This window comes from Enterobacter sp. BRE11 (assembly GCF_031844285.1).
Lineage (GTDB): Bacteria > Pseudomonadota > Gammaproteobacteria > Enterobacterales > Enterobacteriaceae > Pantoea.
Window position 1 is genome coordinate 82662 of the sequence record NZ_JAUZUX010000001.1, and the last position, 22309, is coordinate 104970.

A 22309-nucleotide genomic window follows, 5' to 3' on the forward strand; every position below is an offset into this window, starting at 1 on the left:
GCTGGAAGCCTTTTTTGCGTGTGAATTACGGCAGCGGTTCGTCCGCCTGCTGCGCCATCTGCTGGCGGCGCTCGATAATCATGGTCTGCGGCGTCGACAGCACGATGCCCTCTTTGCGCAGGCGCGTCAGAATATCGAACAGCAGGTCACTCTTCGCGCCCGAAATCTGCCGCTGGCTGGCGACGTTGCCGGTCACGCTCAGGATGATGCCCTGCGCTGTCAGATCCTTAAAGGAGACCGACGGCTCCGGCGTATCGAGAATACGTTCATTCTCGTTATAGACCTCGAGCAGCAGCTCGCGCACCCGCACCGGATCGATATTGAGCGGGAAAGTCAGCGTAATGGTCACCACGCCCTGCGCGTTGCCCATGGTGGCGTTGCGCACGTTCTGGGAGATAAACTGCGAGTTCGGCACGATCACCGTCGACTTGTCGCCCAGCTGGATTTCGGTGGCGCGCACGTTGATACGGCGGATATCGCCCTCGATGCCGCTGATGGTGACCAGATCGCCCACCTTCACCGGCCGCTCGGTCAGCAGGATCAGGCCAGAGATAAAGTTCTTCACAATCTCCTGCAGGCCGAAACCGATACCCACCGACAGCGCGCTGACGATCCACGCCAGCTTGTTCCACTGCAGGCCCATTATCGACAGCGTCAGCAGGATCACCAGCACGTAGCCGATATTGCTGAACAGCGTGATCAGCGATACGCGCATGCCGGCATCCATGGTGGTCTTCGGCAGGAAATCGTTATCGAGCCAGCGGCGCACGCTGCGCAGCACGTAGATGCCCACCACCAGACAGATAATCGCATTGACCATGTGCGCCGGCACGATGTTCAGCGACTCCAGCCCTTTTCCGCCCCAGAACTCAATCGCCTTCTGCAGCAGCTCGATCGGCGTCGACGAGGCGAAGGTGCCGTTAAGCAGCGCCAGCGCGACAATGCCGATCAGCAGGGTTTTGCCCAGCGCGGCCAGCAGCGTCGCCGCCTGCTGCAGGTGGCGCTCGTCGATATTGAGCGAGGTTTGCAGCCGTCGGCCGGTCAGGCTGTTGACGGAAAAGAGGCTTTCGCAGCCGTCATTGATCAGATGGCTGAGAAAGTAGAAGGATCCGAACAGAATGCCGCACCACACCACCTCGTAACTCAGGAAGCGCGCCAGGGTGACGTAGCCGATAATCAGCGACAGCAGAATGGCGACCGCCGTCAGCGTCAGCGCCATCTGAATCAGCCCTACCAGCGTTGAGCGCGCTTCCGGCGCATTGCCCTCCTGCACCATGCGGCGGCGCACACGGTTGGTGCGCATGCTGATCGCCAGCGCGGTGCTGCCGATGAGCAGCGCCGTCAGGCCGTTGGCGAAAATGGTGGTGTTCAGGCTGGTGCCGACGGTGTAGTTAAAGTTCTCTACCGTCTGAAAAATAAACACCAGCGCGGCGGTAATCGGCGGGAATGGCTTCAGCGCCGTCGCCACCCGGTTGGAGATGGCGGGCAGACGCCAGCTCGGGCGACGCGTAGAGAGAAAGGCGCGCCCCAGACCGGCGATCAGACCGCAGAAGACGCTGAGCTTCACCAGGCTGAACACGAAATCCTGCACGTCGCCGGAGACCTCATCGCGGCGCGCGAACGCCAGCGCGGTGAAGTTAAAGGTCAGCACCACCGCCGCCAGCGTGGTCAGGGCGATCGCCGCCGCAAGGAAGCTGCGGCGCAGCCGCCCTTCCGGCATCTTGTGGATGCTGATCCAGGCGAGGAACTCTTCGCTGTAGCGGCGCCCAAGCGTCATCACCAGTATCGCTGCCAGCAGCCAGGCGACGGTGCCGAAACGGTAGCCTGGCTCCCACGACAGCGCGGCGGTATCCTGCAAATCCTGCAGGAAGCCGTCAATCTTTTCGTTGTCGAGGTCCTGCTTCACAAAGAGCGGCGCCCAGAAGCGCGGACCGAGAATACTGCCGGAGTTCAGCGCCAGCTGGGTTTTCATCAGATCGCGGCGCAGGTTGGTGATCTGCGACGAAAGCATCAGGGCACTGTTCTTAATCCCTTCCGCCTGCTTGATCTGATCGTCCAGCTTGCTCTTTTGCGCCTCCAGCGAACTGCGCTTGCGGGTCACTTCTGGCGTCTCTTTCACGCCGCTGTCCGCTTTTGGCGCAGGGCCCAGCACCGCCAGCTGCGCGTCGAGCTGCTGACGCTGCGGCTGCAGCGCCTGCGCGAGCGTATCGGCGTTGCCCGACAGCTCCAGCGCCAGTTCGTTAAGCTGCGTCAGCTGGTTTTCGTTGGTCTGCCCCGACACCTGACCTTTGATCTTGTCGAGGACCTTCTGCATTTTCGGCAGCTCAACCGCCGCGTTCACTTTGGGCGCGGCGTCAGCTTGCTGCGCGGCATCGGCCGCGTCGTCGTCTGCCATACCGCAGACGGGGAACAGCGTCGCCGTCAGCAGCATCAGCAGCGGTAAAAAGAGGCGTAACGTAAACATATAGGGGTTCCAGCACAAATTCAGGCGAACGGCCATCGCGTTGGCGCGTAGTTTAGGGCCAGGCGCACCGGGAAACTATAGGAATGCTGGCCGTTATCGTTGAACAGGTTGCGGCGTCCGCGCGCGGACGCCGGTAAAGGGTTATTCCACTACCGCCGCGCCGTGGACGTTGTTCACCACCAGCCCCGCCTTCTGCTTTTTATAGGCGAGCGCCGCCGCCGGCACCGGCGCAGCCTTGCCGGTTTCCAGCCAGTCGCGCAGACGGTTGGCGTCGGCGAAGTGGGTATATTTGCCGAAGGCGTCGAGCACCACCAGCGCCACCGGCCGGTTATTGATCGTGGTGCGCATCGCCAGGCAGTGGCCCGCTTCGTCGGTATAGCCGGTTTTGGTGAGCTGGATGCGCCAGTTGTTTTTATAGACCAGATGGTTGGTGTTGCGGAACGGCAGCGCATAGCTGGGATGGGTGAAGACCGCGGTCTGTTCTTTGGTGGTGCTCAGCTCGCCCAGCAGCGGATAGTCGCGCGTGGCGCGCAGCAGCTTAACCAGGTCTTCCGCGCTGGAGACGTTCTGCGTCGACAGGCCGGTCGGCTCGACGTAGCGCGTATGGGTCATGCCCAGCGCGCGCGCTTTGGCGTTCATGGCGCGGATAAAGGCGTCGTAGCCGCCAGGATAGTGATGTGCCAGGCTGGCCGCCGCGCGGTTTTCCGACGACATCAGCGCCAGCAGCATCATATTGCGGCGGCTGATCTCGCTGTTGAGCTTGACGCGGGAAAAGACGCCGCGCATCTCTGGCGTGTGGCTGATATCTACCGAAATTCGCTCATCGAGCGGCTGCTTCGCATCCAGCGCCACCATCACCGTCATCAGCTTGGTGATGGAGGCGATAGGCCGTACGCGGTTGGGGTGGCTGGAGAAGAGCACCTTGCCGGTGTTGAGATCGACGATCATTGCGCTGCCGGAGGCAATTTGCGGCTCGGCGACCGGCGCGAGCTGAGAGAGTGACGTAGCCGCCTGCGCGGGCGCGATAGCCGCCTGGCCGCCGAACAGCAGCGCCAGCGTAAGCAGTGAATAGCGAATGGTTACAGGCATCTTATAAAAAGACCGATTAAGATAGTACGCCGTGTTTTACACAGGCCGCCCGCCGCAGAGCCGACCACGCGGAGGCTGGCAGCAGCATAATACGCGGAAGCGTAAGAAATTTCCTGGCGAGAATGTTTCCGGGCGTTAAAAAAAACGTCCTGGACATGGCTGTCGCAGGACGCTTTGCGCGGCGGAGCGCGTTATCCGCCGCTGGCGCGGTTGGCCGGAGGGTTAGAACAGCCGCGGCCCGTAGCCCCACAGCACCACGGTCAGCGCCAGCAGCACTTCAAATACCAGCACGCCAATCGCCAGCGTCGAGCCGGAAAATCGCAGGCTCTCTTCACGGTCAATATTCAGAAACAGCGGAATGCCGATATAGAGCAGATAGCCGGTATAGACCAGCGCCAGCGCGCCCGCCAGCACGCAGAGCCAGACCAGCGGATAGAGCGCCACAATGCCGCTCAGAAACAGCGGCGTGGCGACATAGCCTGCAAACACCGTACAGCGCTGCACGCTGGGCCGCTGCGGATAGTCGCGCGCCATCCAGTGAATAACGCGGCCCATCACCGCCACGCCGCCCAGTATTACCAGGTAAAAGAGCACGCCAAGCGCAATGCCGGTTAACAGGTTGAGCTGAACAAACTGCCCTTCCCCGAGATTCCAGCCCAGCTGCGTCGTGCCGATAAAAGCGCAGATCACCGGGATCGCCGCCATCAGCAGGACGTGGTGGGTGTAATGGTGCGAAACGCTTTCATTCTCTTGCTTGATATCGCGCATTTCCCGATCGGGATGCGCCATAAGACCCCAGACATGATTCATATCATCACCTCGCAGATGCGAAAGGCCGCCCAGAATCCGCGTCGCCGATCCCTCAGGCAGCATTCTTTGAAGTATAAACGGCATTGCTGCTTTTGTAGGCAGCGCCAGGGGATCCGGCGAAAAATTGTGATCAGACGAGCCGGCTGCCTGAAGGATTGGCCGAAGCGGTATAGAATGTATGCATCGCTGACTGAACAGGGAGTTTACTTTTGCATTTCGATATCAACGGATTAATTACGCAATATGGCTATCTGGCGCTGCTGATTGGCTGTATCGCCGAGGGGGAAACCTTTACGCTGCTGGGCGGCGTGGCGGCGCATGAGGGGTTGCTCAACTTTGTCGGCGTGGTGCTGGCGGCGATGGCTGGCGGCGTGATCGGCGATGAGCTGCTCTACTGGATCGGCCGTCGCTACGGCACGAAAATTCTGCGCAAGCTGAAAAAACATCAGGACAAGGTGCGTAAAGCCAACCGGCTCATCCAGCGCCATCCCAGCCTGTTCGTGATCGGCGTGCGCTTTATGTACGGCTTTCGCATTATCGGCCCGATCATTATCGGCGCCAGCCACCTGAAGCCGCTTAAGTTTCTGCTGCTCAATATTATCGGCGCGGCGATCTGGGCGACGATTTTCGTCGCCCTGGGCTACTTTGCTGGCGGCGTTATCACCCCGTGGCTGCATAAGCTCGACCAGCACCTGAAACCGGTGCTGTGGCTGGCAGCGGCGGTGCTCTTCGCCTTCGCGCTGCGCTGGGTGATCCGTCGCTGGAACACCCGCCGCGCCGGTTAGATATCTTTTCCGCCGTAAAACTGCGGATTGGCCAGCATAAAGCCGCCGTCGACGATAAAGGATTGTCCGGTGGTGTAGCTGGCCCACTCTGAACAGAGCCAGGCCACCAGGCTGGCGATTTCACGCACGTCGCCCGGCCGTCCAATCGGGATCTCCGGCGTCTTAATCTTCTGCGCGTCGCCGTCGCCCATCTTGTTCATCGGGGTGGCGATGGCGCCTGGCGCCACCGAGTTCACCAGAATATTGTGTTTGATCAGGCTGATGGCCATCGATTTGGTCAGGCCGCCCATAGCGTGCTTCGCCGCCGTGTAGGCGACAGCGTCGGGCAGCGGCGTATGCTCATGCACCGAGGTAATGTTGATAATGCGCCCGCCGTCGCCCTGCTCCACCATTTTGCGCGCGGCAATCTGCCCGCAGACAAAGGCACCGTCGACATCGACGCTGAAGACCTTGCGCCACTCCTCAAACGGCGTGTCGAGGAAGGGCGATTTGGCGTTCGCGCCTGCGTTGTTAACCAGCGCGTCGATGCGGCCCAGCTTGTCGATGAGCGCCGAAAGCGATCGGCCCCCCTCCTGCGGATCGGCAAGGTCGAGGTGAATGATTTCTGCGCGGCGGCCTTTGTCGCGCACCAGGCGCGCCGTCTCTTGCGCCCCCTCTTCATCGGAACGCCAGGTGATGCCAAGATCGTAGCCTTGCTCCGCCAGCATCAGCGCGCTGGCGCGGCCAATGCCGGAGTCAGATGCGGTAACAACGGCGACGTTGTTCTTTGGTGTGGTCATGAGTGTCTCCTCAGGGTATCGGGTAAGCTGAAGTATAGAAGCAATCCCGCTATGTCCAGCCGCAGCCGCTTTTGCCGCTTTGTCTATAGTTAACAGATTGCCCGCTACGGAGATGAGGATGAGTACGATAAAACGCCCGATCGAGGATCACGGCATCATTGGCGATTTGCGCACCTGCGCGCTGGTCGCCAACGACGGCACCATTGACTATCTCTGCTGGCCGGCGCTCGACAGCCCGTCGGTGTTCGCCGCGCTGCTCGACAGTGACGACGCCGGGCTTTTTTCGCTGGCGCCGGAGTGGGAAAACGTGCGGCGCCAGCAGCTCTATCTGCCGGATACCAATATTCTGCAGACGCGCTGGCTGGGTGCGGAGGGGGTCGCGGAGATCACCGACTATATGCCGATCTGCGACGACGCCAAAAAGCAGCCGCGCCTGGTGCGCCGTATCAAAATGGTGCGCGGCAGCGCCTGGTTTAACATGCGCTGCGCGCCGCGTCACGACTACGCCCGCGCCAAAACCCGCGCGCAGGCCGCAGGCGACTGTATCGACTTTTATGCCGAGAACCAGCCGACGCTGCGGCTCGCCGCCACCGTGCCGCTGACCTGCGAGGCGGACGCGGCGACGGCACGCTTTGAACTCCAGTCGGGCGAGCACGTCGAATTTGAATTCGGCAACCAGGAAGACGCGCGCATCGGCGACGTCGCCACGGAAATCTGCTTTGAAGAGACCATCAACTACTGGCGTCGCTGGAGCAAAAAAAGCACCTACAGTGGACGCTGGCAGGAGATGGTGCAGCGCTCGGCGCTGGCGCTAAAGCTGCTGACCTCCAGCCAGCACGGTTCGATTGCCGCCGCCGCCACCTTCGGCCTGCCGGAAGAGCTGGGCGGCGAGCGCAACTGGGACTATCGCGCCTCCTGGATCCGCGACGCCTCCTTCAGCATGTACGCGCTGATGCGCCTCGGCTACGTCGACGAGGCGAAACACTTTACCCGCTGGGTGGGCCGCTGCGTGGAGAACAGCCACCACGACGAGATGCGCCTGCAGGTGATGTATCGCCTCGACAGCGGCGTTGAGCTGCATGAGATCGAGCTGCTTAACCTCTCTGGCTACGCCGACTCGCGTCCGGTACGCATCGGCAACGACGCCTGGCAGCAGACGCAGCTCGATATTTACGGCGAGCTGATGGATGCGGTCTACCTGGCGAACAAGTATGGCGAGGCGATCTCAGAGCGCGGCTGGCAGCACGTGTCGCAGATGATCGATATGGTGTGCGAAAGCTGGAACCAGCCCGACGCCGGTATCTGGGAGATGCGTGGCGAACCTGAGCATTTCCTTCACTCACGCCTGATGTGCTGGGTGGCGCTGGACCGTGCGCTGCGCCTCGGCATGAAGCGATCGCTGCCGATGCCCTACGCCCGCTGGGACAGCGCGCGCAGCGAGATCCGCGCCGATATCTGGCAAAACTTCTGGAACGCCGAGCGCGGCCATTTCGTCTCGACGCGCCACGGCGACCATCTCGACGCCTCGATGCTGCTGATGCCGCTGGTGCGCTTTGTCGGCGCGACCGATCCCGAGTGGTTGTCGACGCTCGACGCCATCAAGCGCGAGCTGGTGAGCGACGGCATGGTGCGCCGCTACAATATTGATGAGACGCCTGCCGACGGGCTGACCGGTTCGGAGGGCTCTTTCGGCGCCTGCTCTTTCTGGTATGTGGAGTGCTTGGCGCGCGCCGGACGCATCCACGAGGCGCACTTCGAGTTTGAGAAGCTGCTGAGCTATGCCAATCCGCTGGGCCTGTACGCCGAGGAGTTCGACAGTCACGGCCGCGCGCTGGGCAATACGCCGCAGGCGCTGACCCATCTGGCCCTGATCAGCGCCGCTTTTTTTCTCAATCGCAAGCTGAGCGGCGAAGTGACCTTATGGCAGCCCTGACCGGCTTTGTTATCGCGGCAGGGAGGCCCGATAACACAGCTGGATACCTAAAGTCTGCGATGGCTGCTAAAATCCTGATTCACAACATCGAAACAATGCCCATATAATGTGCAGCCGGCCACGCTGATCGGTACGGGTTCGATAAACTGACAAGCCTGCTAACAGGCCATAACGACTTGTAAAATATGAAAATGATTCGCGCGTTCGCTTCAATGGCTCTGGCGCTGGCTGCATTCAGTCAGTCCGCCTTCGCTGTGGTTTACCCTTTACCAGCCGCCAACAGCCGTCTGGTTGGGCAAAATATTGAGATTACCGTCCCTCAGGACAACAAACTGCCGCTGGAAGCCTTTGCAGCGCAGTACCAGATGGGCCTCAGCAATATGCTGGAAGCCAACCCGGGCATGGACGTCTACCTGCCGCAGGCTGGCAAAAAAATGATCATTCCGCAGCAGCTGATCCTGCCTGACGCCCCGCGCGAAGGCATCGTCATCAACAGCGCGGAGATGCGTCTTTACTACTATCCGAAAGGCACCAAAACCGTTGTGGTGCTGCCGATCGGCATCGGCGAGTTAGGCAAAGATACGCCGATTAACTGGACGACCTCGGTACAGCGCAAGAAAGCGGGCCCGACCTGGACGCCGACCAAAGCGATGCACGCGGAGTACGCCTCGCGCGGCGAGAACCTGCCGGAAGTCTTCCCGGCCGGTCCGGACAACCCGATGGGCCTTTATGCGCTCTATATCGGTCGTCTGTACGCCATTCACGGCACCAACGCTAACTTCGGTATCGGCCTGCGCGTCAGCCACGGTTGCGTGCGCCTGCGCGCCGACGATATCAAATGGCTGTTTGAGAACGTGCCGGTCGGCACGCGCGTGCAGTTTATCGACCAGCCGGTTAAAGCGACGGTGGAGCCGGACGGTTCGCGCTACGTAGAGGTGCACAACCCGCTCTCGACCACCGAAGAGCAGTTCAACTCGCGCGAAGTGGTGCCGATCACCCTGACCTCTGCGGTGACCAAAGTGATCACCGACGCCAGCGTCAGCCAGGATCAGGTCAACGCGGCGATTCAGAGCCGTACCGGTATGCCGACTAAAGTGAATGGCGTTGCCGACAGCGTGCAGACTGCGCCGACGGAAGTGCCGGAAGCGCCGAACGCGCAGCCGAAAGAAGCGCCGATGACGCCGGTGACGCCGCAGGGCGCGAACATGGTCGATCCGAATGCCGCATCGCAGGCGCAGCCTGCGGCTCCGGCTCCGGCTCCGGCTCCGGCTCCGGCTCCGGCTCCGGCTCCGGCTCCGGTTAATAATCCTTCGTAGTATTATCCCCGGCCACCGTTAAAAACCCGCTTTTAGCGGGTTTTTTTATTGGCTTACGGGATATCATTCCCTCTTTGACGCTTATTCCGTTTTATTTAGCCTTTCGCCAGGGATCCTTAATAAAACAACTTAATGACTAAACGCCACAGCGCTTAGGCTTGCTTTGCCCTTTCGCCTTATGTCTGGCACTCGTGACTTCTTCTTATTTTATGCCTACCGCCAATTGCACCCCCTCTCTTTTTCCTTTTCATAGCACAGGTGAATGCAATGTCTAGCCGGTAAATATAATTAACGCGCTTTTCTTTATTTATGCATTGTGTATATCATGAGAGGGGATTATTTATAAGTTGCTGATAAAGATGCATATTAACTTCTACCTGGCCGATAAAAAGGACAAGTAAAGTTATAACAGCGAAACGTAAAACAACAGACATTTACAATATAACCCCCTGCTGGCAAGCGCATCCCTTAACCGAGCCGATAATTTGTTTCATCGTATATCGCTCAAAAAAAATCGAGACGGTGAAATTAGCGTGCTGTCTATTATTTCATATACTTTGACCTTATTCCCTGACGGAATAGAACCTGATTTCAAATTTTATCTATGGCAGCGCAGCTGTCGCCACGACAGCGTCGCAATACAGGAGAAATTAACATGGATCAAACCGCATTTTTAATCGGCTTCTCAGTCATGGCCATTGCGTCGCTGGTTATTTACGCGACGGGGGGCAAAAATTTTCCCGCTCGTCACCATACCCTGATGCACGCGGCGGTGCCCTTTATTGCCGCTACCGCCTACCTGGCGATGGCATTTGGATTCGGCAACCTGCTGTCAGACAACGGCAGCACGGTCTATCTGGCGCGCTACGCTGACTGGAGTATTACCACGCCGATTTTACTTGCCGGGCTGGTGATGCTGGCTTTTCACGAGCAGGGGAAGCCGGGCGAGATGGGCGGCTTTCTTACTGCCATTATCGTGCTGGATGTCATGATGATCATTACCGGGTTGATCTCCTCGCTGGCTGAGACCGCGACAGCGAAGTGGATCTGGTATCTCTGGTCCTGCGCGGCTTTTCTGGGTGTAATCTACCTGCTATGGGGACCGCTGCGTGCGATGGCGGCAGCACGCGGGAACGCGCTGGCGGCGGCCTATAACAAAAACGTGGCGCTACTCACCCTGGTATGGTTTATCTATCCCATCGTGTTTCTGGTCGGGCCGGAGGGCCTTAAAATCATCACCGATCCGACCTCTGTATGGGCATTTTTAGTTCTGGATATCATCGCTAAGGTGTTTTACGCCTTTTATGCGGCAGCGAACCTGGAAAAAGCGTTGCGCAACGGCAAGCAGCCGGGTGCGCTGCGCTAATGAGCCAGGGGCTGCGGATCGGCAGGTGGCTGCTCGGGGGAGCCGCACTGGCGGCCTCTCTGAGCCCACTCTTCGTGCAGCTGGCTTTTGCGGTAGCGTCCACAGGCATTATCGGCATGGCGCACGGCGCCAGCGATCTGGCGGTGGTAAAGCGCGATCGTCAGCAGCTGTTTCTGGCTGGCTATGGGCTGGTCATTGTGCTCTGCTTGCTCTGGTGGCACTGGGATCCGGCCGTGGCGCTGCCGGGATTTCTTCTGGCCTCGGCCTGCCATTTTGCACTGGAGGATGCTCCACAGGGCACGATAACGGAACGCCTGGCCCGTGGCGTCAGCATGATAGCAGCGCCCGCCGCCCTTCACCTGTCCGCGTACGACACTATTCTGCGTCAGGCGGGACTAAGCTCATCCATACCTGACGCAGCCATTTCAGGCATGGCTTTCGTAGGGGGAATCTGCGCCACTGCGCTGGCGATCGCCGGTGTTCTTCGCCGCGACAGACGCCTGGTGGCTGGAATGGTGGCTCTGCTGGTCCTTCCCCCGCTGGTTGGATTTTCGCTGGGCTTTCTTATTCTGCATGCGCTGCCGCAAACTCGGCTGCGGCGCGAGCAGTTAAGCTGCACCAGCTATGGCGGCTATCTGCGTGCCGTCTGGCCTGTTTTGAGCGGGGCGATTGTGCTGGGCACCGCAACGCTCTTTGTAATGCAGCCTGCAGACAGCGCAGGCATGCGCTCGCTGTTCGCCGCCCTTGCCGCGCTGGCTATCCCCCACATGCTGATTACGCCCTGGTTTGAAGCGCGTCGTCAGACGTAATTTTCAGGTACGGCCCCTCACCTCCGCGGCCTTCTCAGCGCCAGCCAGCCCGCCACAACGGTAAACGCCAGCACCACCAGCACCAGAATCAAAAAGCCGTGCGGATTGCCCGCCAGCGGGATGCCACCGACGTTCATGCCGAAGAAGCCGGCGACAATATTGATCGGCAGCGCCAGTACGGTAATCACGGTTAACAGAAACAGCGTGCGGTTGCTCTGCTCCATCAGGCGCGCGGCGATCTCCTCCTGCAGCAGCCGGATGCGCTCCATCAGGCTGGCGAGATCGTTAAGCACCACGCTGAACTCCTCGGTAAAGGCGCGCAGCTCGCGCAGGGTATCGCGGTTCAGCCAGGTGGGCGGACGATTCAGCAGGCGAAACAGCGCGGCGGGCTCTGGCGCCAGCAGGCGCTGGATGCGCAGCAGCATGCGGCGCAGCTGCCCCAGCTCGCTGCGGTTCGCCTTGATCGCCGGGCTGAGCAGCCGCTCCTCAATCGCGTCCACCGCCAGGCTGGTGCGCCGCACCACCTGCTCAAGCTGCCGCTCCTGCTCGCCCAGCAGGCTGAGCAGCATCTCCTCGGCATTGCGAAAGGCGCACGACTGCAGGCGCTGGTGCATGCGTTCGATCATCGCGACCTGACGATAGCGCGCGCTGACCAGCAGCTGGCGACGGCACCAGATCCAGAGCGTGGCGTTCTGCGCGCTGGGCTCTTCTTTACTAAAGGTGACGTCGTTAAGGATCGCCATCAGCGCCTCCCCCTGCTCCGCCAGCCGGGTGCGCGACGAGGCGGAATGGATCTCTTCGAAGAAATCTTCATCAACCTGAAAATGGCTCTGAACCCAGTGCTGGGCGCGAGCGTGATTGAGGTTGATATGCAGCCAGAGAAACTCGCCGTCGCGGCGCGGGCGCTCTCCGGCCCGCACCGCTTCGCGCGCGTTCAGGCGGCGCGGCGGCGCGTCGGGCGACATCAGGTAGCCGTGGATTAAACCGGCGACCTCGTCGTCGAAATCGGGTTTATCAGGCGCAAGCAAGAGCTCAGAAACCATGGATGGCGTAACTATCAGAGCGGACCAGATCCACAGCCTGATGCAGAGTGATGACAGAATAATGACAGCGACCAGGCAACATCATTGTTCTGTCATATAAAGCGCGTATCCCTGCCAGTAATGGGTGCGGACAGGGCGCGCCCGCCACTACCCACCGAGGTGTTTATGAGCGAAAACAGCTTATCGTCATCCCCATCGGTTGCCGGGCGTCCCAACCTGACTGGCAAGCGTAACCGCTTTTCAAAACCGCTGTTTCTTATCCTGCTGGTCGCCGGGCTCTCTTTTGCCGGGTTCAACTTATTCAGCGACGTGCAGGAGACCGACACGCCGGTCACCAGCTACGTTCCTTTCTTTCTGCTGGGCCTGGCGCTGGTGATCGCGCTGGGGTTTGAATTCGTTAACGGCTTTCACGACACCGCCAACGCGGTGGCGACGGTGATCTACACCCACTCGCTAACGCCCGGCGTCGCGGTGGTCTGGTCCGGGCTCTGCAACTTTCTTGGCGTGCTGCTCTCCAGCGGCGTGGTGGCGTTCGGCATTATCTCGCTGCTGCCGGTCGAGCTGATTTTGCAGACCAGCAGCGGCGGCGGCTTCGCCATGATCTATGCGCTGCTCTTCTCCGCCATTATCTGGAACCTGGGCACCTGGTATCTCGGCCTGCCCTCCTCCTCTTCCCATACGCTGATCGGGTCGATTATCGGCGTGGGCGTCGCCAATGCGCTGCTGCACGGCCGCAGCGGCATGAGCGGCGTGGACTGGGACCAAGCGATTAAGATCGGCTATTCGCTGATCCTCTCGCCGCTGGTGGGGTTTGTCTGCGCCGCGCTGCTGCTGCTGGCGATGAAGGCGTTTATTCGCAACCGCGATCTCTATGAAGCGCCACAAAGCAGCGAGCCGCCGCCGGTCTGGATCCGCGGCCTGCTGATCCTGACCTGCACCGGCGTCTCCTTCGCCCACGGCTCTAACGACGGGCAGAAAGGCATGGGGCTGATTATGCTGATTCTGGTGGGCACCATGCCGATCGCCTATGCGCTGAACCGTTCGCTGCCGCCGGATCAGATCCCGCGCGTGGCGGCGCTGGCCCAGGTGACGGAACACCAGCTGCTGCAGCTCCAGCCCGCCAGCGCCCGCCCGCCGGTCGCGCGCGACGTGCTGACCGACTATGTGCGCACCAATCAGATGAACCCCAACGTGCTGCCCGCGCTGGCGCTGACGCTAGGCGATATCAGCGAGCAGATCCGCCGCTACGGCTCCATGGAGAATATTCCGGCGCAGGCGGTGTCGAATACCCGCAACCAGATGTACCTGACCTCGGAGTCGATTAAGCATATCCAGACCAATAAAGTGGCGATGCCGGAAGAGACGCAGCGCAATCTGACGGCGATCAAGCAGGAGCTGGACAGCGCCACGCGCTTTATTCCGATGTGGGTGAAGGTGGTGGTGGCGATTGCGCTGGGGCTCGGCACCATGGTCGGCTGGCGCCGCATCGTGGTGACCGTGGGCGAACGCATCGGCAAAACCCACCTTAACTACGCCCAGGGCGCCAGCGCGGAGCTGGTGGCGATGGCGACCATCGGCGCGGCGGACAGCTTCGGCCTGCCGGTCTCCACCACCCATGTGCTCTCGTCCGGCGTAGCGGGCAGCATGGCGGCCAACCGCTCCGGCCTGCAGCTCGCCACGCTGCGCAATCTGGCGATGGCCTGGATCCTGACGCTGCCGGTTTCCGTATTGCTGGCCGCCGGACTCTACGCCCTCTTCTCGCAGTTCTAGTGGCCGTCGGCGCGGTGTTACGCCGCGCCGCTGTCGCGCTGCATCAGGCGCAGCGTAATGGCGAAGGCGCCCAGCACCATTATCGCCGCCGCCAGGTAGACCGACTGCATGCCCCAGTAGCCAATCAGCAGCCCCGCCACCGGGCCGGTCAGGCCGAGTCCCAGATCGAGAAATGCCGAGTAGACGCCGAGCGCCGAGCCCTGATCCTGCCGCTCCACCTGCTTCACCGCCTCTACGCCCAGCGCCGGGAAAATCAGCGAAAAGCCGCAGCCGGTCAGCAGCGCGCCGAGATCCACCAGCAGGCTGCTCTCCGCCTGCCAGATAATTAGCAGCCCGGCGCACTCCAGCAGCAGAGAGACGATAGCGACGCGCAGCCCGCCGAAGCGGGTAATGGCGCGGCTGAACAGCAGGCGGAACAGCACGAAGCCAAGGCTAAACAGCGACAGCGCGAAGGCGGCGCCGCCCCAGCCGCGGCTGGCGAAGTAGAGGGTAATAAAGGTTGAGATAACGCCGAAGCCGATGGTGCCGAAGCCGAGCGCCAGGCCGAACAGCCAGACGCGCGAAAAAACGCGATGAAACGGAATGCGCTGTCCCTGACTCACCTCGACCGCCGGTTTGCGGCTCGCCAGCAGATAACCGACAACGCCCATCAGCGCCACCAGGCCAGCAAAGCCGCTGATGCCCATTCCCTGGTTCAGCATCACGCCGAGCGGCGCGCCGATCGCCATCGCCAGGTAAGTGGCGACGCCGTTCCAGGAGATGACGCGCGCGGTCTGCAGCGGCCCGACGATGTTCATGCCCCACAGCGTGGAGCCGGTGCTGCTGAAGCTTTCGCCGACGCCGAGAAACAGGCGTCCAGCCGCCAGCAGCAGCAGGCTGACCAGCGGCCAGTCGCGGCACAGGGCGGCGATAATGGTCATTACGCCGCTCATGCCGCAGAGCAGCGTGCCGAGCATCACCACCCGCTTCGGCCCCAGGCGATCCGCCAGCCGGCCCGACTGCGGACGGCTCAGCAGCGTGGCGAAATATTGCAGGCTGATAATCAGCCCCGCCACAAACGAGCTGAAGCCGAGCTGGTTATGCACGAAACCCGGCAGCACCGCCAGCGGCAGCCCCACGGAGAGATAGCAGAAGAAGGTGAAGATCAGAACAGAGAGAATGCGTTTGTTGAGTTGACCGTTAGTCAGTACCGCGACATCAGACATAGCAGGCTGGCTTGTTGTGAAAAATGGCCTTCACTATACGCGTAGCCTGCTAACGGGTCGCCTGAATTTTTGTCACAGGGTCAGAGCTGCGGCCTGACGGTCGATCGCCTCGGCAATAGCCGAGGAATTTTTTAGCGCGCGGATGTCGGTGAACAGGCCGTCTGCCTGCGGATAGGCTTTGCGCAGGTAGCCGAGCCACTGCTTGATGCGCGCGACGTGATAGAGGCCGGTATCGCCCTGCTTCTCCAGCCGCGTATATTTCTGCAGCAGCGCCACCACCTCCGGCCAGGCCATCGGCGCGTCGTTGTACTTCACCACCCGGCTGAGGTTCGGCACGTTAAGCGCGCCGCGGCCAATCATCACCGCATCGCAGCCGGTGGCGTTCAAACACGCCTGCGCGCTCTGCCAGTCCCAAATCTCGCCGTTCGCCACCACCGGAATGCGCAGCCGCTGACGGATCTCGCCGATCGCCTGCCAGTTAATCGCCTCGGCGCGGTAGCCATCCTCTTTGGTGCGGCCGTGCACCACCAGCTCGCTGGCGCCCGCCTGCTGCACCGCGTCGGCGATTTCAAAGCGCCGCTCGCCGGAATCCCAGCCGAGGCGCACTTTCACCGTGACCGGCAGATGCGACGGCACCGCCTCGCGCATCGCTTTCGCGCCGCGATAGATCAGCTCGGGATCTTTCAGCAGCGTGGCGCCGCCGCCGCTGCCGTTCACCAGCTTCGAAGGGCAGCCGCAGTTAAGATCGACGCCCCAGGAACCCAGCTCGGCGGCGCGCGCCGCGTTCTCCGCCAGCCATTCAGGATGCTGACCGAGCAGCTGCAAACGCACCCGCGTACCCGAAGGCGTGCGGCTGTGATTGCGCAGCTCGGGACAGAGCCGGTAAAACGATTTTACCGGCAGCAGCTGATCCACCACGCGCAAAAACTCGGTGACGCAGAGGTCGTAATCGTTGACCTCGCTCAGCAGCTCGCGCACCAGCGAATCCAGCACGCCCTCCATCGGGGCAAGCAACACCCGCATGGCGTTACGCGGTTCCGGTTTTCTTCGCAGCCGGACGACGCGACGGACGCGCAGGCCTGTCGCCCTGTGCAGGCTGGCCCTGACGGCGCGGCTGCGGCGCGCGTTTGTCGCCCTGCGGACGTGCAGATGAGGGCGCGCCGCCTTGGCCGCGACCGCGGCCGCGCGGCTGCTGTTGCTGACCGCGACCGTTCTGAATCGGCTCCGCCTTGATGCTCGGATCCGGCTCGTAGCCCGGCACCGCCATACGCGGGATCTCGCGCTTCAGCAGGCGCTCGATATCGCGCAGCAGCTTGTGCTCATCCACGCAGACCAGGGAGAGCGCGGCGCCGGTGGCGGCGGCGCGGCCGGTACGGCCGATACGGTGCACGTAATCTTCCGCCACGTTCGGCAGTTCATAGTTCACCACGTGCGGCAGCTCTTCGATATCAAGGCCGCGCGCGGCGATGTCGGTTGCCACCAGCACGCGGATCGCGCCGGTTTTAAAATCGGCCAGCGCGCGGGTACGGGCACCCTGGCTTTTATTGCCGTGGATCGCCGCCGCGGTGATGCCATCTTTATTCAGCTGTTCCGCCAGGTGGTTGGCGCCGTGCTTGGTGCGGGTAAACACCAGCACCTGCTGCCAGTTGCCTTCGCCGATCAGCTGCGAGAGCAGTTCCCGCTTGCGCTTCTTGTCGACGAAATGCACCTGCTGCGATACCTGCTCGGAGGCGGTGTTGCGGCGCGCCACTTCGACCTGCTCCGGGTTGTGCAGCAGTTTTTCCGCCAGCGTTTTAATGTCGTCGGAGAAGGTTGCGGAGAAGAGCAGGTTCTGACGCTTCGCCGGCAGTTTGGCCAGCACGCGGCGGATATCGTGGATAAAGCCCATGTCGAGCATGCGATCCGCTTCGTCCAGCACCAGCACTTCAATCTGCGAGAGGTCGACCGCGTTCTGGTGTTCCAGATCGAGCAGGCGGCCCGGCGTGGCGACCAGAATATCGACGCCGCCGCGCAGTTTCATCATCTGCGGGTTGATGCTGACGCCGCCAAACACCACCAGCGAACGCAGCGACAGGTATTTGCTGTAGTCGCGCACGTTTTCGCCGATCTGGGCGGCGAGCTCGCGCGTTGGGGTCAGGATCAGGGCGCGAACCGGACGGCGGCCGCGGCCCGGGGCAGCCTGAGTAGAGAGTTTTTGCAGCAGCGGCAGCGTAAAGCCGGCGGTTTTGCCGGTACCGGTCTGCGCGCTGGCCAGCAGATCGCGCCCGGACAGCACCACCGGGATCGCCTGGCGCTGGATAGGGGTAGGTTCACGGTAGCCCTGTTCAGCGACCGCACGCAAAATATCGGCGCTCAGGCCGAGAGAGTCAAAAGACATTAAGTGTGTTACTCCGGTCCGCCCTGACCGTGATTTACGGTGTAGTTTTCAGGGGGAAAGTGGCGCCAGCCGAGGGCTAACGTGTGAAAAGGGCACAAACTACGATGCGTAAGGCAGGCAGTGTAGCAGCTTTCGTCGCGGGGTGCGAGAAAGGCAGAAACAACAAGGGCCGCCTTGCGGCAGCCCCTGATAGCGAACCCGGAAGCTTAGCTGCGCTTCTTCTGGATGCGCCCTGCCGGCTCTTTCGCCAGCAGCGAAACCAGCGCCGGCCCTACCAGCATCACCACGCCCAGCATACCGATCAGCAGGGCGTTGTGAATGTAGCGCGAGACGATAAACAGCGTCATCATCGCCGCGCCAAAATAGTAGGTGGTAGTCGCTTCTTCAAGATAATCACCGATGCGACGCAAACGAACACTACGCTGCAGGACCAGCATGGCGATAAACACCACGGCATAGGCGGCTACCAGCGTGCTGCACACTTCGATCAGAGCTTTGTGCTTCCAGCCCCAGATCAGCGCGGCAATCACCAGCGCGTGCATGGCAATATGCACGCAGGTTTGTCCAGTGATGATTTGAACACGATTAGACCATTTCATTCTTTTCTCCTGGCAGACCCAACAGGTCGCCCAAGTGCAACCGGCACAGGCCGGTAACGGTTTCCTCAATGTAAAGCAATTTTCGGATAACGCCCTAAATTTCCCTCCTTGACCGCACCCGTTTGTGACAAAGACTACACTTTACTTTTGTTGCTGATGAAAAGGAGTGCGTCGAGAGTATGCCACAAACCAAGCAAGGATTTTCCCTTAAAGTCCTGACGATCAATACCCATAAGGGATTTACTACCTTTAACCGTCGCTTCATTCTGCCGGAACTGCGCGAAGCGGTGCGTGCCACCTCAGCCGATATCGTCTTTTTGCAGGAGGTGATGGGCACACATGCCGTACACCCGCTGCACCACGAGAACTGGCCAGACACGCCGCACTACGAGTTTCTCGCCGACACCATGTGGAACGACTTTGCCTATGGCCGCAACGCCGTTTATCCAGAGGGACACCACGGGAACGCGATTTTGTCACGGTTTCCCATTCAGGAGTACGAAAATCGCGATATTTCTGTTGCAGGAAGTGAAAACCGCGGCATGTTGCACTGCAAAATCAGCCTGCCAGAGCCGCACGGCACCCTGCACGTGATCTGCGTGCATCTGGGTCTGAAAGAGGCGCACCGCCACGCCCAGATGAAGATGATGTGCGAGATGGTGGCCTCGCTGCCGCAGGACGCGCCGCTGGTGGTCGCGGGCGACTTCAACGACTGGCAGCTGCGCGCCAATCACATTCTGAAGCATGGCGCAGGACTCAAAGAGGTTTTCAGCATGAAACACGGTCGCCCGGCGCGCACCTTCCCTGCCCGCTTCCCACTGCTGCGGCTCGATCGTATTTACGTCCGCAACGCTACGGTCAGTCATCCCTGGGCGCTGCCGCGCAAGCCCTGGTCGCACCTGTCGGATCACGCCCCGCTCGCCGTGGAGATCCACCTATGAATTTTGAATGGCGAGAAGGCAACAGTCTGCGTCTGCTGGAAAACGGCGAAGAATTTTTCCCACGCGTGTTCGGCGCGATCCAGCGCGCCGAGCGCAGCGTGATGCTGGAAACCTTTATCCTGTTTGAGGATGAGGTCGGCAACGCGCTGCACCGCGAGCTGCTGGCCGCCGCCCAGCGCGGCGTGAAGATTGAGGTGATGGTGGATGGCTACGGCTCGCCGAACCTCTCCGACACATTCGTCAACAGCCTGACGGCGGAAGGCGTGCGCTTTATCTATTACGATCCGCGTCCGCTGGTGCTGGGGATGCGCACCAACGTCTTCCGCCGCCTGCACCGGAAAATTGTGGTGGTCGACGACGTCATCTCTTTTGTCGGCGGCATTAACTTCTCCGCCGAGCACAACACCAGCTACGGCCCCGAGGCGAAGCAGGATTATGCCGTCGAGGTCAAAGGCCCCATCGTCGAGGATATCACCCGCTACGTGCGCGAGGCGATGGGCAGCGAAGCGGTGACGCGCCGCTGGTGGGGCGGCCGCTCGCATCGCCCGGCGGTCAACGCCGCGCCCGGCAACGCGCAGGTGCTGTTTGTCTATCGCGACAACGATGACCACCGCGACGATATCGAAAAGCACTATCTCGATATGCTGCACACCGCGAAAGAGGATGTGATTATCGCCAACGCCTACTTTTTCCCGGGCTATCGCCTGCTGCGCGAGATGCGCAGCGCGGCGCAGCGCGGCGTACGGGTCAGGCTGATCGTGCAGGGCGAACCCGATATGCCGATCGTCAAAGTCGGCGCGGAACTGCTCTATAATTATCTGGTGGATGCCGGCGTCGAGGTCTACGAATATATCCGCCGCCCGCTGCACGGCAAGGTGGCGGTGCAGGATCGCCAGTGGTCCACCGTCGGCTCCAGCAACCTCGATCCGCTGAGCCTGTCGCTCAATCTCGAAGCCAATCTGATTATCTACGATCGCGACTTTAACCAGACGCTGCGCGATAACCTGGAGCAGCTGCTGGCGAAGGACTGCCAGCGCGTGCAGGAAGATCGCCTGCCGCCGCGCAACTGGTGGCAGCTCACCAAAAGCGTGGTGGTGTTTCACTTCTTACGCCATTTCCCGGCTATCGCCGGCTGGCTGCCCGCGCATACGCCGCTGATTGCGCAGGTTGACCCGCCGGTTCAGCCAGAAATGGAAACGCAGGACCGTGTCGAAACAGACAATGAAGGGGCGAAATCCTGATGGCGGAAAAACATCTTAAATGGAAGCGGGCGAAGAAGGTGCTGACCTGGCTCTTTTTCATCGCGGTAATTGTGCTGCTGGTGATCTACGCCCGCAAAGTGAACTGGGAAGATGTCTACAACGTTATCGTCAACTATAACCGGCTGGCGGTGCTGAGTGCGGTCGCGCTGGTGATCGTCAGCTACCTCACCTACGGCTGCTATGACCTGATCGGCCGCGCCTACTGCGGCCATAAGCTGGCGAAGCGGCAGGTGATGCTGGTCTCCTTTATCTGCTACGCCTTCAACCTGACGCTCAGCACCTGGGTCGGCGGCGTGGCGATGCGCTACCGGCTCTATTCGCGGCTGGGGCTGGACAGCGCCACCATCACGCGCATTTTCTCGCTCAGCATCGCCACCAACTGGCTCGGCTATATCCTGCTGGCGGGCATCGTCTTTAGCGCGGGCATGGTGCCGATCCCCGGCGGCTGGTTTATCGGCGAGACCACGCTGCGCATTATCGGCGTGGTGCTGCTGGCGGTGGTGGCGATTTTTCTCTGGGCCTGCGCCTTTTCAAAGCGCCGCAAGTGGACCATCCGGCGTCAGACGCTGCAGCTGCCGTCGCTGCGCATGGCGCTGTTTCAGTTTGCGGTCTCCTCCGCCAACTGGCTGGTGATGGGCGCAATCATCTGGCTACTGCTGGCGCGGCAGGTCGATTACCCCATCGTGCTCGGCGTACTGCTGATCAGCAGCATTGCGGGGGTGATTATTCATATTCCGGCCGGGATCGGCGTGCTGGAGGCGGTGTTCCTGGCGCTGCTGAGCGGACAGCACGCCTCGCACGGCACCATTATTGCGGCGCTGCTCGCCTATCGCGTGCTTTACTTTATTTTGCCGCTGCTGCTGGCGCTGGTGCTCTATCTGATGCTGGAGAGCCGCGCGAAGCATCTGCGCGCCAGGAATGAACAGAAACTGCAGAAGAGTTCGTAGCGAACAGACGCGCCATCCCTGGCGGGATGGCGCCCCTTATTTCCTAGCGACGGTTGCCGAAGATGCGCAGCAGCAGCAGGAAGAGGTTGATAAAGTCGAGATAGAGCTTCAGGGCCCCCATAATCGAATAGCGACGCAGCGACTCGCGATCGCGCACGTCAATCTGCTCCCCCATCTGACGCAGCTGTTGGGTGTCATAGGCGGTCAGCCCCACGAACACCACCACGCCGATATAGGTAATTGCCCACATCAGTGCCGGGCTCTTCAGCCAGAAATTCACCAGCGACGCCAGCAAAATGCCGATCAGCGCCATAAACAGCAGGCTGCCGAAGCGGCTCAGGTCGCGTTTGGTGGTGTAGCCGTAGAAGCTCATGGCGCCGAACATCCCCGCCGTCACGAAGAAGGTGCTGGCGATGGAGGTGTAGGTGTAGGCGAGAAAAATGCTGGCCATGGTCAGGCCGGTCAGCACTGAATAGAGCATAAACAGCCCGGTCGCCAGCGCCCCGCTCAGACGATGCACCATGCCGGAGAGCACGAACACCACCGCCAGCTGGGCGATGATCAGGCCGAAGAAGGTCATGCGGTTAGAAAAGATAAAGAACATGATGCGCTCGTTGCCCGCCGCATACCAGGAGACGAAGGCGGTGAGCAGCAGACCGCAGGTCATCCAGCCGTAAACCTGCGCCATAAAAGCCTGCAACCCGCTCGTCGCGGACTGCACCAGAGAATCATTGCGTGGATATCGATCCATGATGCACCTCATGTAAGTGAAAAGGCGTCGGCAAGCCGACGGATATGCCTAATTGTGGCACAG

General features: G+C 61.0%; 19 protein-coding genes. 9 read left to right on the forward strand and 10 right to left on the reverse strand.

Features of this window, described 5'->3' with window-relative positions:
• Positions 1-25: 25 nt before the first annotated feature.
• The 3 genes from Q9R34_RS00365 to Q9R34_RS00375 all read right to left on the reverse strand — a co-directional run bounded on the left by Q9R34_RS00365 (position 26) and on the right by Q9R34_RS00375 (position 4363).
• Entirely contained in the window at positions 26-2464 is a 2439-nt protein-coding gene (locus tag Q9R34_RS00365) for a DUF3772 domain-containing protein (RefSeq protein ID WP_434126681.1), read from the reverse strand.
• Between the two features lie 141 nt (positions 2465-2605).
• The gene (gene pbpG, locus Q9R34_RS00370) at positions 2606-3553 is read right to left on the reverse strand and encodes a D-alanyl-D-alanine endopeptidase (protein WP_485891985.1); all 948 of its coding nucleotides are present in this window, start codon (positions 3551-3553) and stop codon (positions 2606-2608) included.
• Positions 3554-3775: 222 nt separating this feature from the next.
• Positions 3776-4363, reverse strand: coding sequence for a Yip1 family protein (locus Q9R34_RS00375; protein ID WP_434126685.1), 588 nt, complete (start codon positions 4361-4363; stop codon positions 3776-3778).
• A 209-nt stretch (positions 4364-4572) separates the two neighbouring features.
• Between Q9R34_RS00375 and Q9R34_RS00380 the strand changes: the two genes are divergently transcribed.
• Entirely contained in the window at positions 4573-5148 is a 576-nt protein-coding gene (locus Q9R34_RS00380) for a DedA family protein (RefSeq protein ID WP_434126687.1), read from the forward strand.
• Here the strand turns inward: Q9R34_RS00380 and Q9R34_RS00385 are convergent.
• On the reverse strand, positions 5145-5927 hold the full coding sequence (locus Q9R34_RS00385; protein ID WP_434126689.1) for an SDR family oxidoreductase: 783 nt from the start codon (positions 5925-5927) through the stop codon (positions 5145-5147). The two genes, Q9R34_RS00380 and Q9R34_RS00385, sit on opposite strands and share 4 nt — an antisense overlap.
• A 118-nt stretch (positions 5928-6045) precedes the next feature.
• Here Q9R34_RS00385 and Q9R34_RS00390 point away from each other — a divergent pair, with 118 nt between their 5' ends.
• The 4 genes from Q9R34_RS00390 (at position 6046) to Q9R34_RS00405 (ending at position 11351) form a co-directional block, all read left to right on the forward strand.
• Positions 6046-7860 carry a glycoside hydrolase family 15 protein gene (locus tag Q9R34_RS00390; protein WP_485891986.1) on the forward strand — a complete coding sequence of 605 codons (1815 nt, stop codon included), beginning with the start codon at positions 6046-6048 and terminating at the stop codon, positions 7858-7860.
• A 185-nt stretch (positions 7861-8045) separates the two neighbouring features.
• Entirely contained in the window at positions 8046-9176 is a 1131-nt protein-coding gene (locus Q9R34_RS00395; protein ID WP_485891987.1) for a L,D-transpeptidase family protein, read from the forward strand.
• A gap of 655 nt (positions 9177-9831) precedes the next feature.
• Entirely contained in the window at positions 9832-10542 is a 711-nt protein-coding gene (locus Q9R34_RS00400) for a bacteriorhodopsin (protein WP_434126696.1), read from the forward strand.
• Positions 10542-11351: a Brp/Blh family beta-carotene 15,15'-dioxygenase gene (locus tag Q9R34_RS00405; protein WP_485891988.1), complete on the forward strand. Its 810-nt coding sequence runs from the start codon at positions 10542-10544 to the stop codon at positions 11349-11351. Before Q9R34_RS00400 ends, Q9R34_RS00405 begins: the two co-directional genes overlap by 1 nt.
• Before the next feature lie 17 nt (positions 11352-11368).
• Here the strand turns inward: Q9R34_RS00405 and Q9R34_RS00410 are convergent, their stop codons facing one another.
• Positions 11369-12394, reverse strand: a complete 1026-nt coding sequence (locus tag Q9R34_RS00410; protein WP_485891989.1) for a transporter — start codon at positions 12392-12394, stop codon at positions 11369-11371.
• A 165-nt stretch (positions 12395-12559) separates the two neighbouring features.
• Here Q9R34_RS00410 and Q9R34_RS00415 point away from each other — a divergent pair, with 165 nt between their 5' ends.
• Positions 12560-14164: an inorganic phosphate transporter gene (locus Q9R34_RS00415; protein ID WP_485891990.1), complete on the forward strand. Its 1605-nt coding sequence runs from the start codon at positions 12560-12562 to the stop codon at positions 14162-14164.
• A gap of 17 nt (positions 14165-14181) precedes the next feature.
• Here Q9R34_RS00415 and Q9R34_RS00420 read toward each other — a convergent pair whose 3' ends face one another.
• The 4 genes from Q9R34_RS00420 to Q9R34_RS00435 form a co-directional block, all read right to left on the reverse strand.
• Positions 14182-15369 (reverse strand): MFS transporter, encoded by a 1188-nt coding sequence (locus tag Q9R34_RS00420; RefSeq protein WP_434126700.1) that lies wholly within the window; start codon positions 15367-15369, stop codon positions 14182-14184.
• Positions 15370-15441: 72 nt separating this feature from the next.
• The gene (dusC, locus tag Q9R34_RS00425) at positions 15442-16392 is read right to left on the reverse strand and encodes a tRNA dihydrouridine(16) synthase DusC (protein ID WP_485891991.1); all 951 of its coding nucleotides are present in this window, start codon (positions 16390-16392) and stop codon (positions 15442-15444) included.
• 4 nt (positions 16393-16396) lie between these two features.
• Complete coding sequence (gene rhlE / locus Q9R34_RS00430) at positions 16397-17746, reverse strand: ATP-dependent RNA helicase RhlE (RefSeq protein ID WP_485891992.1); 1350 nt, start codon at positions 17744-17746, stop codon at positions 16397-16399.
• Positions 17747-17952: 206 nt separating this feature from the next.
• Positions 17953-18345 (reverse strand): YbhQ family protein, encoded by a 393-nt coding sequence (locus Q9R34_RS00435; protein ID WP_033751562.1) that lies wholly within the window; start codon positions 18343-18345, stop codon positions 17953-17955.
• A 179-nt stretch (positions 18346-18524) separates the two neighbouring features.
• Here Q9R34_RS00435 and Q9R34_RS00440 point away from each other — a divergent pair, with 179 nt between their 5' ends.
• From Q9R34_RS00440 to Q9R34_RS00450, 3 genes are read left to right on the forward strand one after another with little or no spacing between them, the layout of a single operon-like run.
• Entirely contained in the window at positions 18525-19286 is a 762-nt protein-coding gene (locus Q9R34_RS00440) for an endonuclease/exonuclease/phosphatase family protein (protein WP_434126708.1), read from the forward strand.
• Positions 19283-20527 (forward strand): cardiolipin synthase ClsB, encoded by a 1245-nt coding sequence (gene clsB / locus Q9R34_RS00445; RefSeq protein WP_485891993.1) that lies wholly within the window; start codon positions 19283-19285, stop codon positions 20525-20527. The genes Q9R34_RS00440 and clsB overlap by 4 nt, the downstream gene beginning before the upstream one ends.
• Positions 20527-21495 (forward strand): lysylphosphatidylglycerol synthase domain-containing protein, encoded by a 969-nt coding sequence (locus Q9R34_RS00450; RefSeq protein ID WP_434126711.1) that lies wholly within the window; start codon positions 20527-20529, stop codon positions 21493-21495. Before clsB ends, Q9R34_RS00450 begins: the two co-directional genes overlap by 1 nt.
• 43 nt (positions 21496-21538) lie before the next feature.
• On the opposite strand, the gene Q9R34_RS00455 is transcribed toward Q9R34_RS00450, so the two are convergent.
• A complete protein-coding gene (locus tag Q9R34_RS00455) occupies positions 21539-22246 on the reverse strand; it encodes a Bax inhibitor-1/YccA family protein (RefSeq protein ID WP_485891994.1) in 708 nt (235 codons plus the stop codon).
• Between the last annotated feature and the right edge of the window lie 63 nt (positions 22247-22309).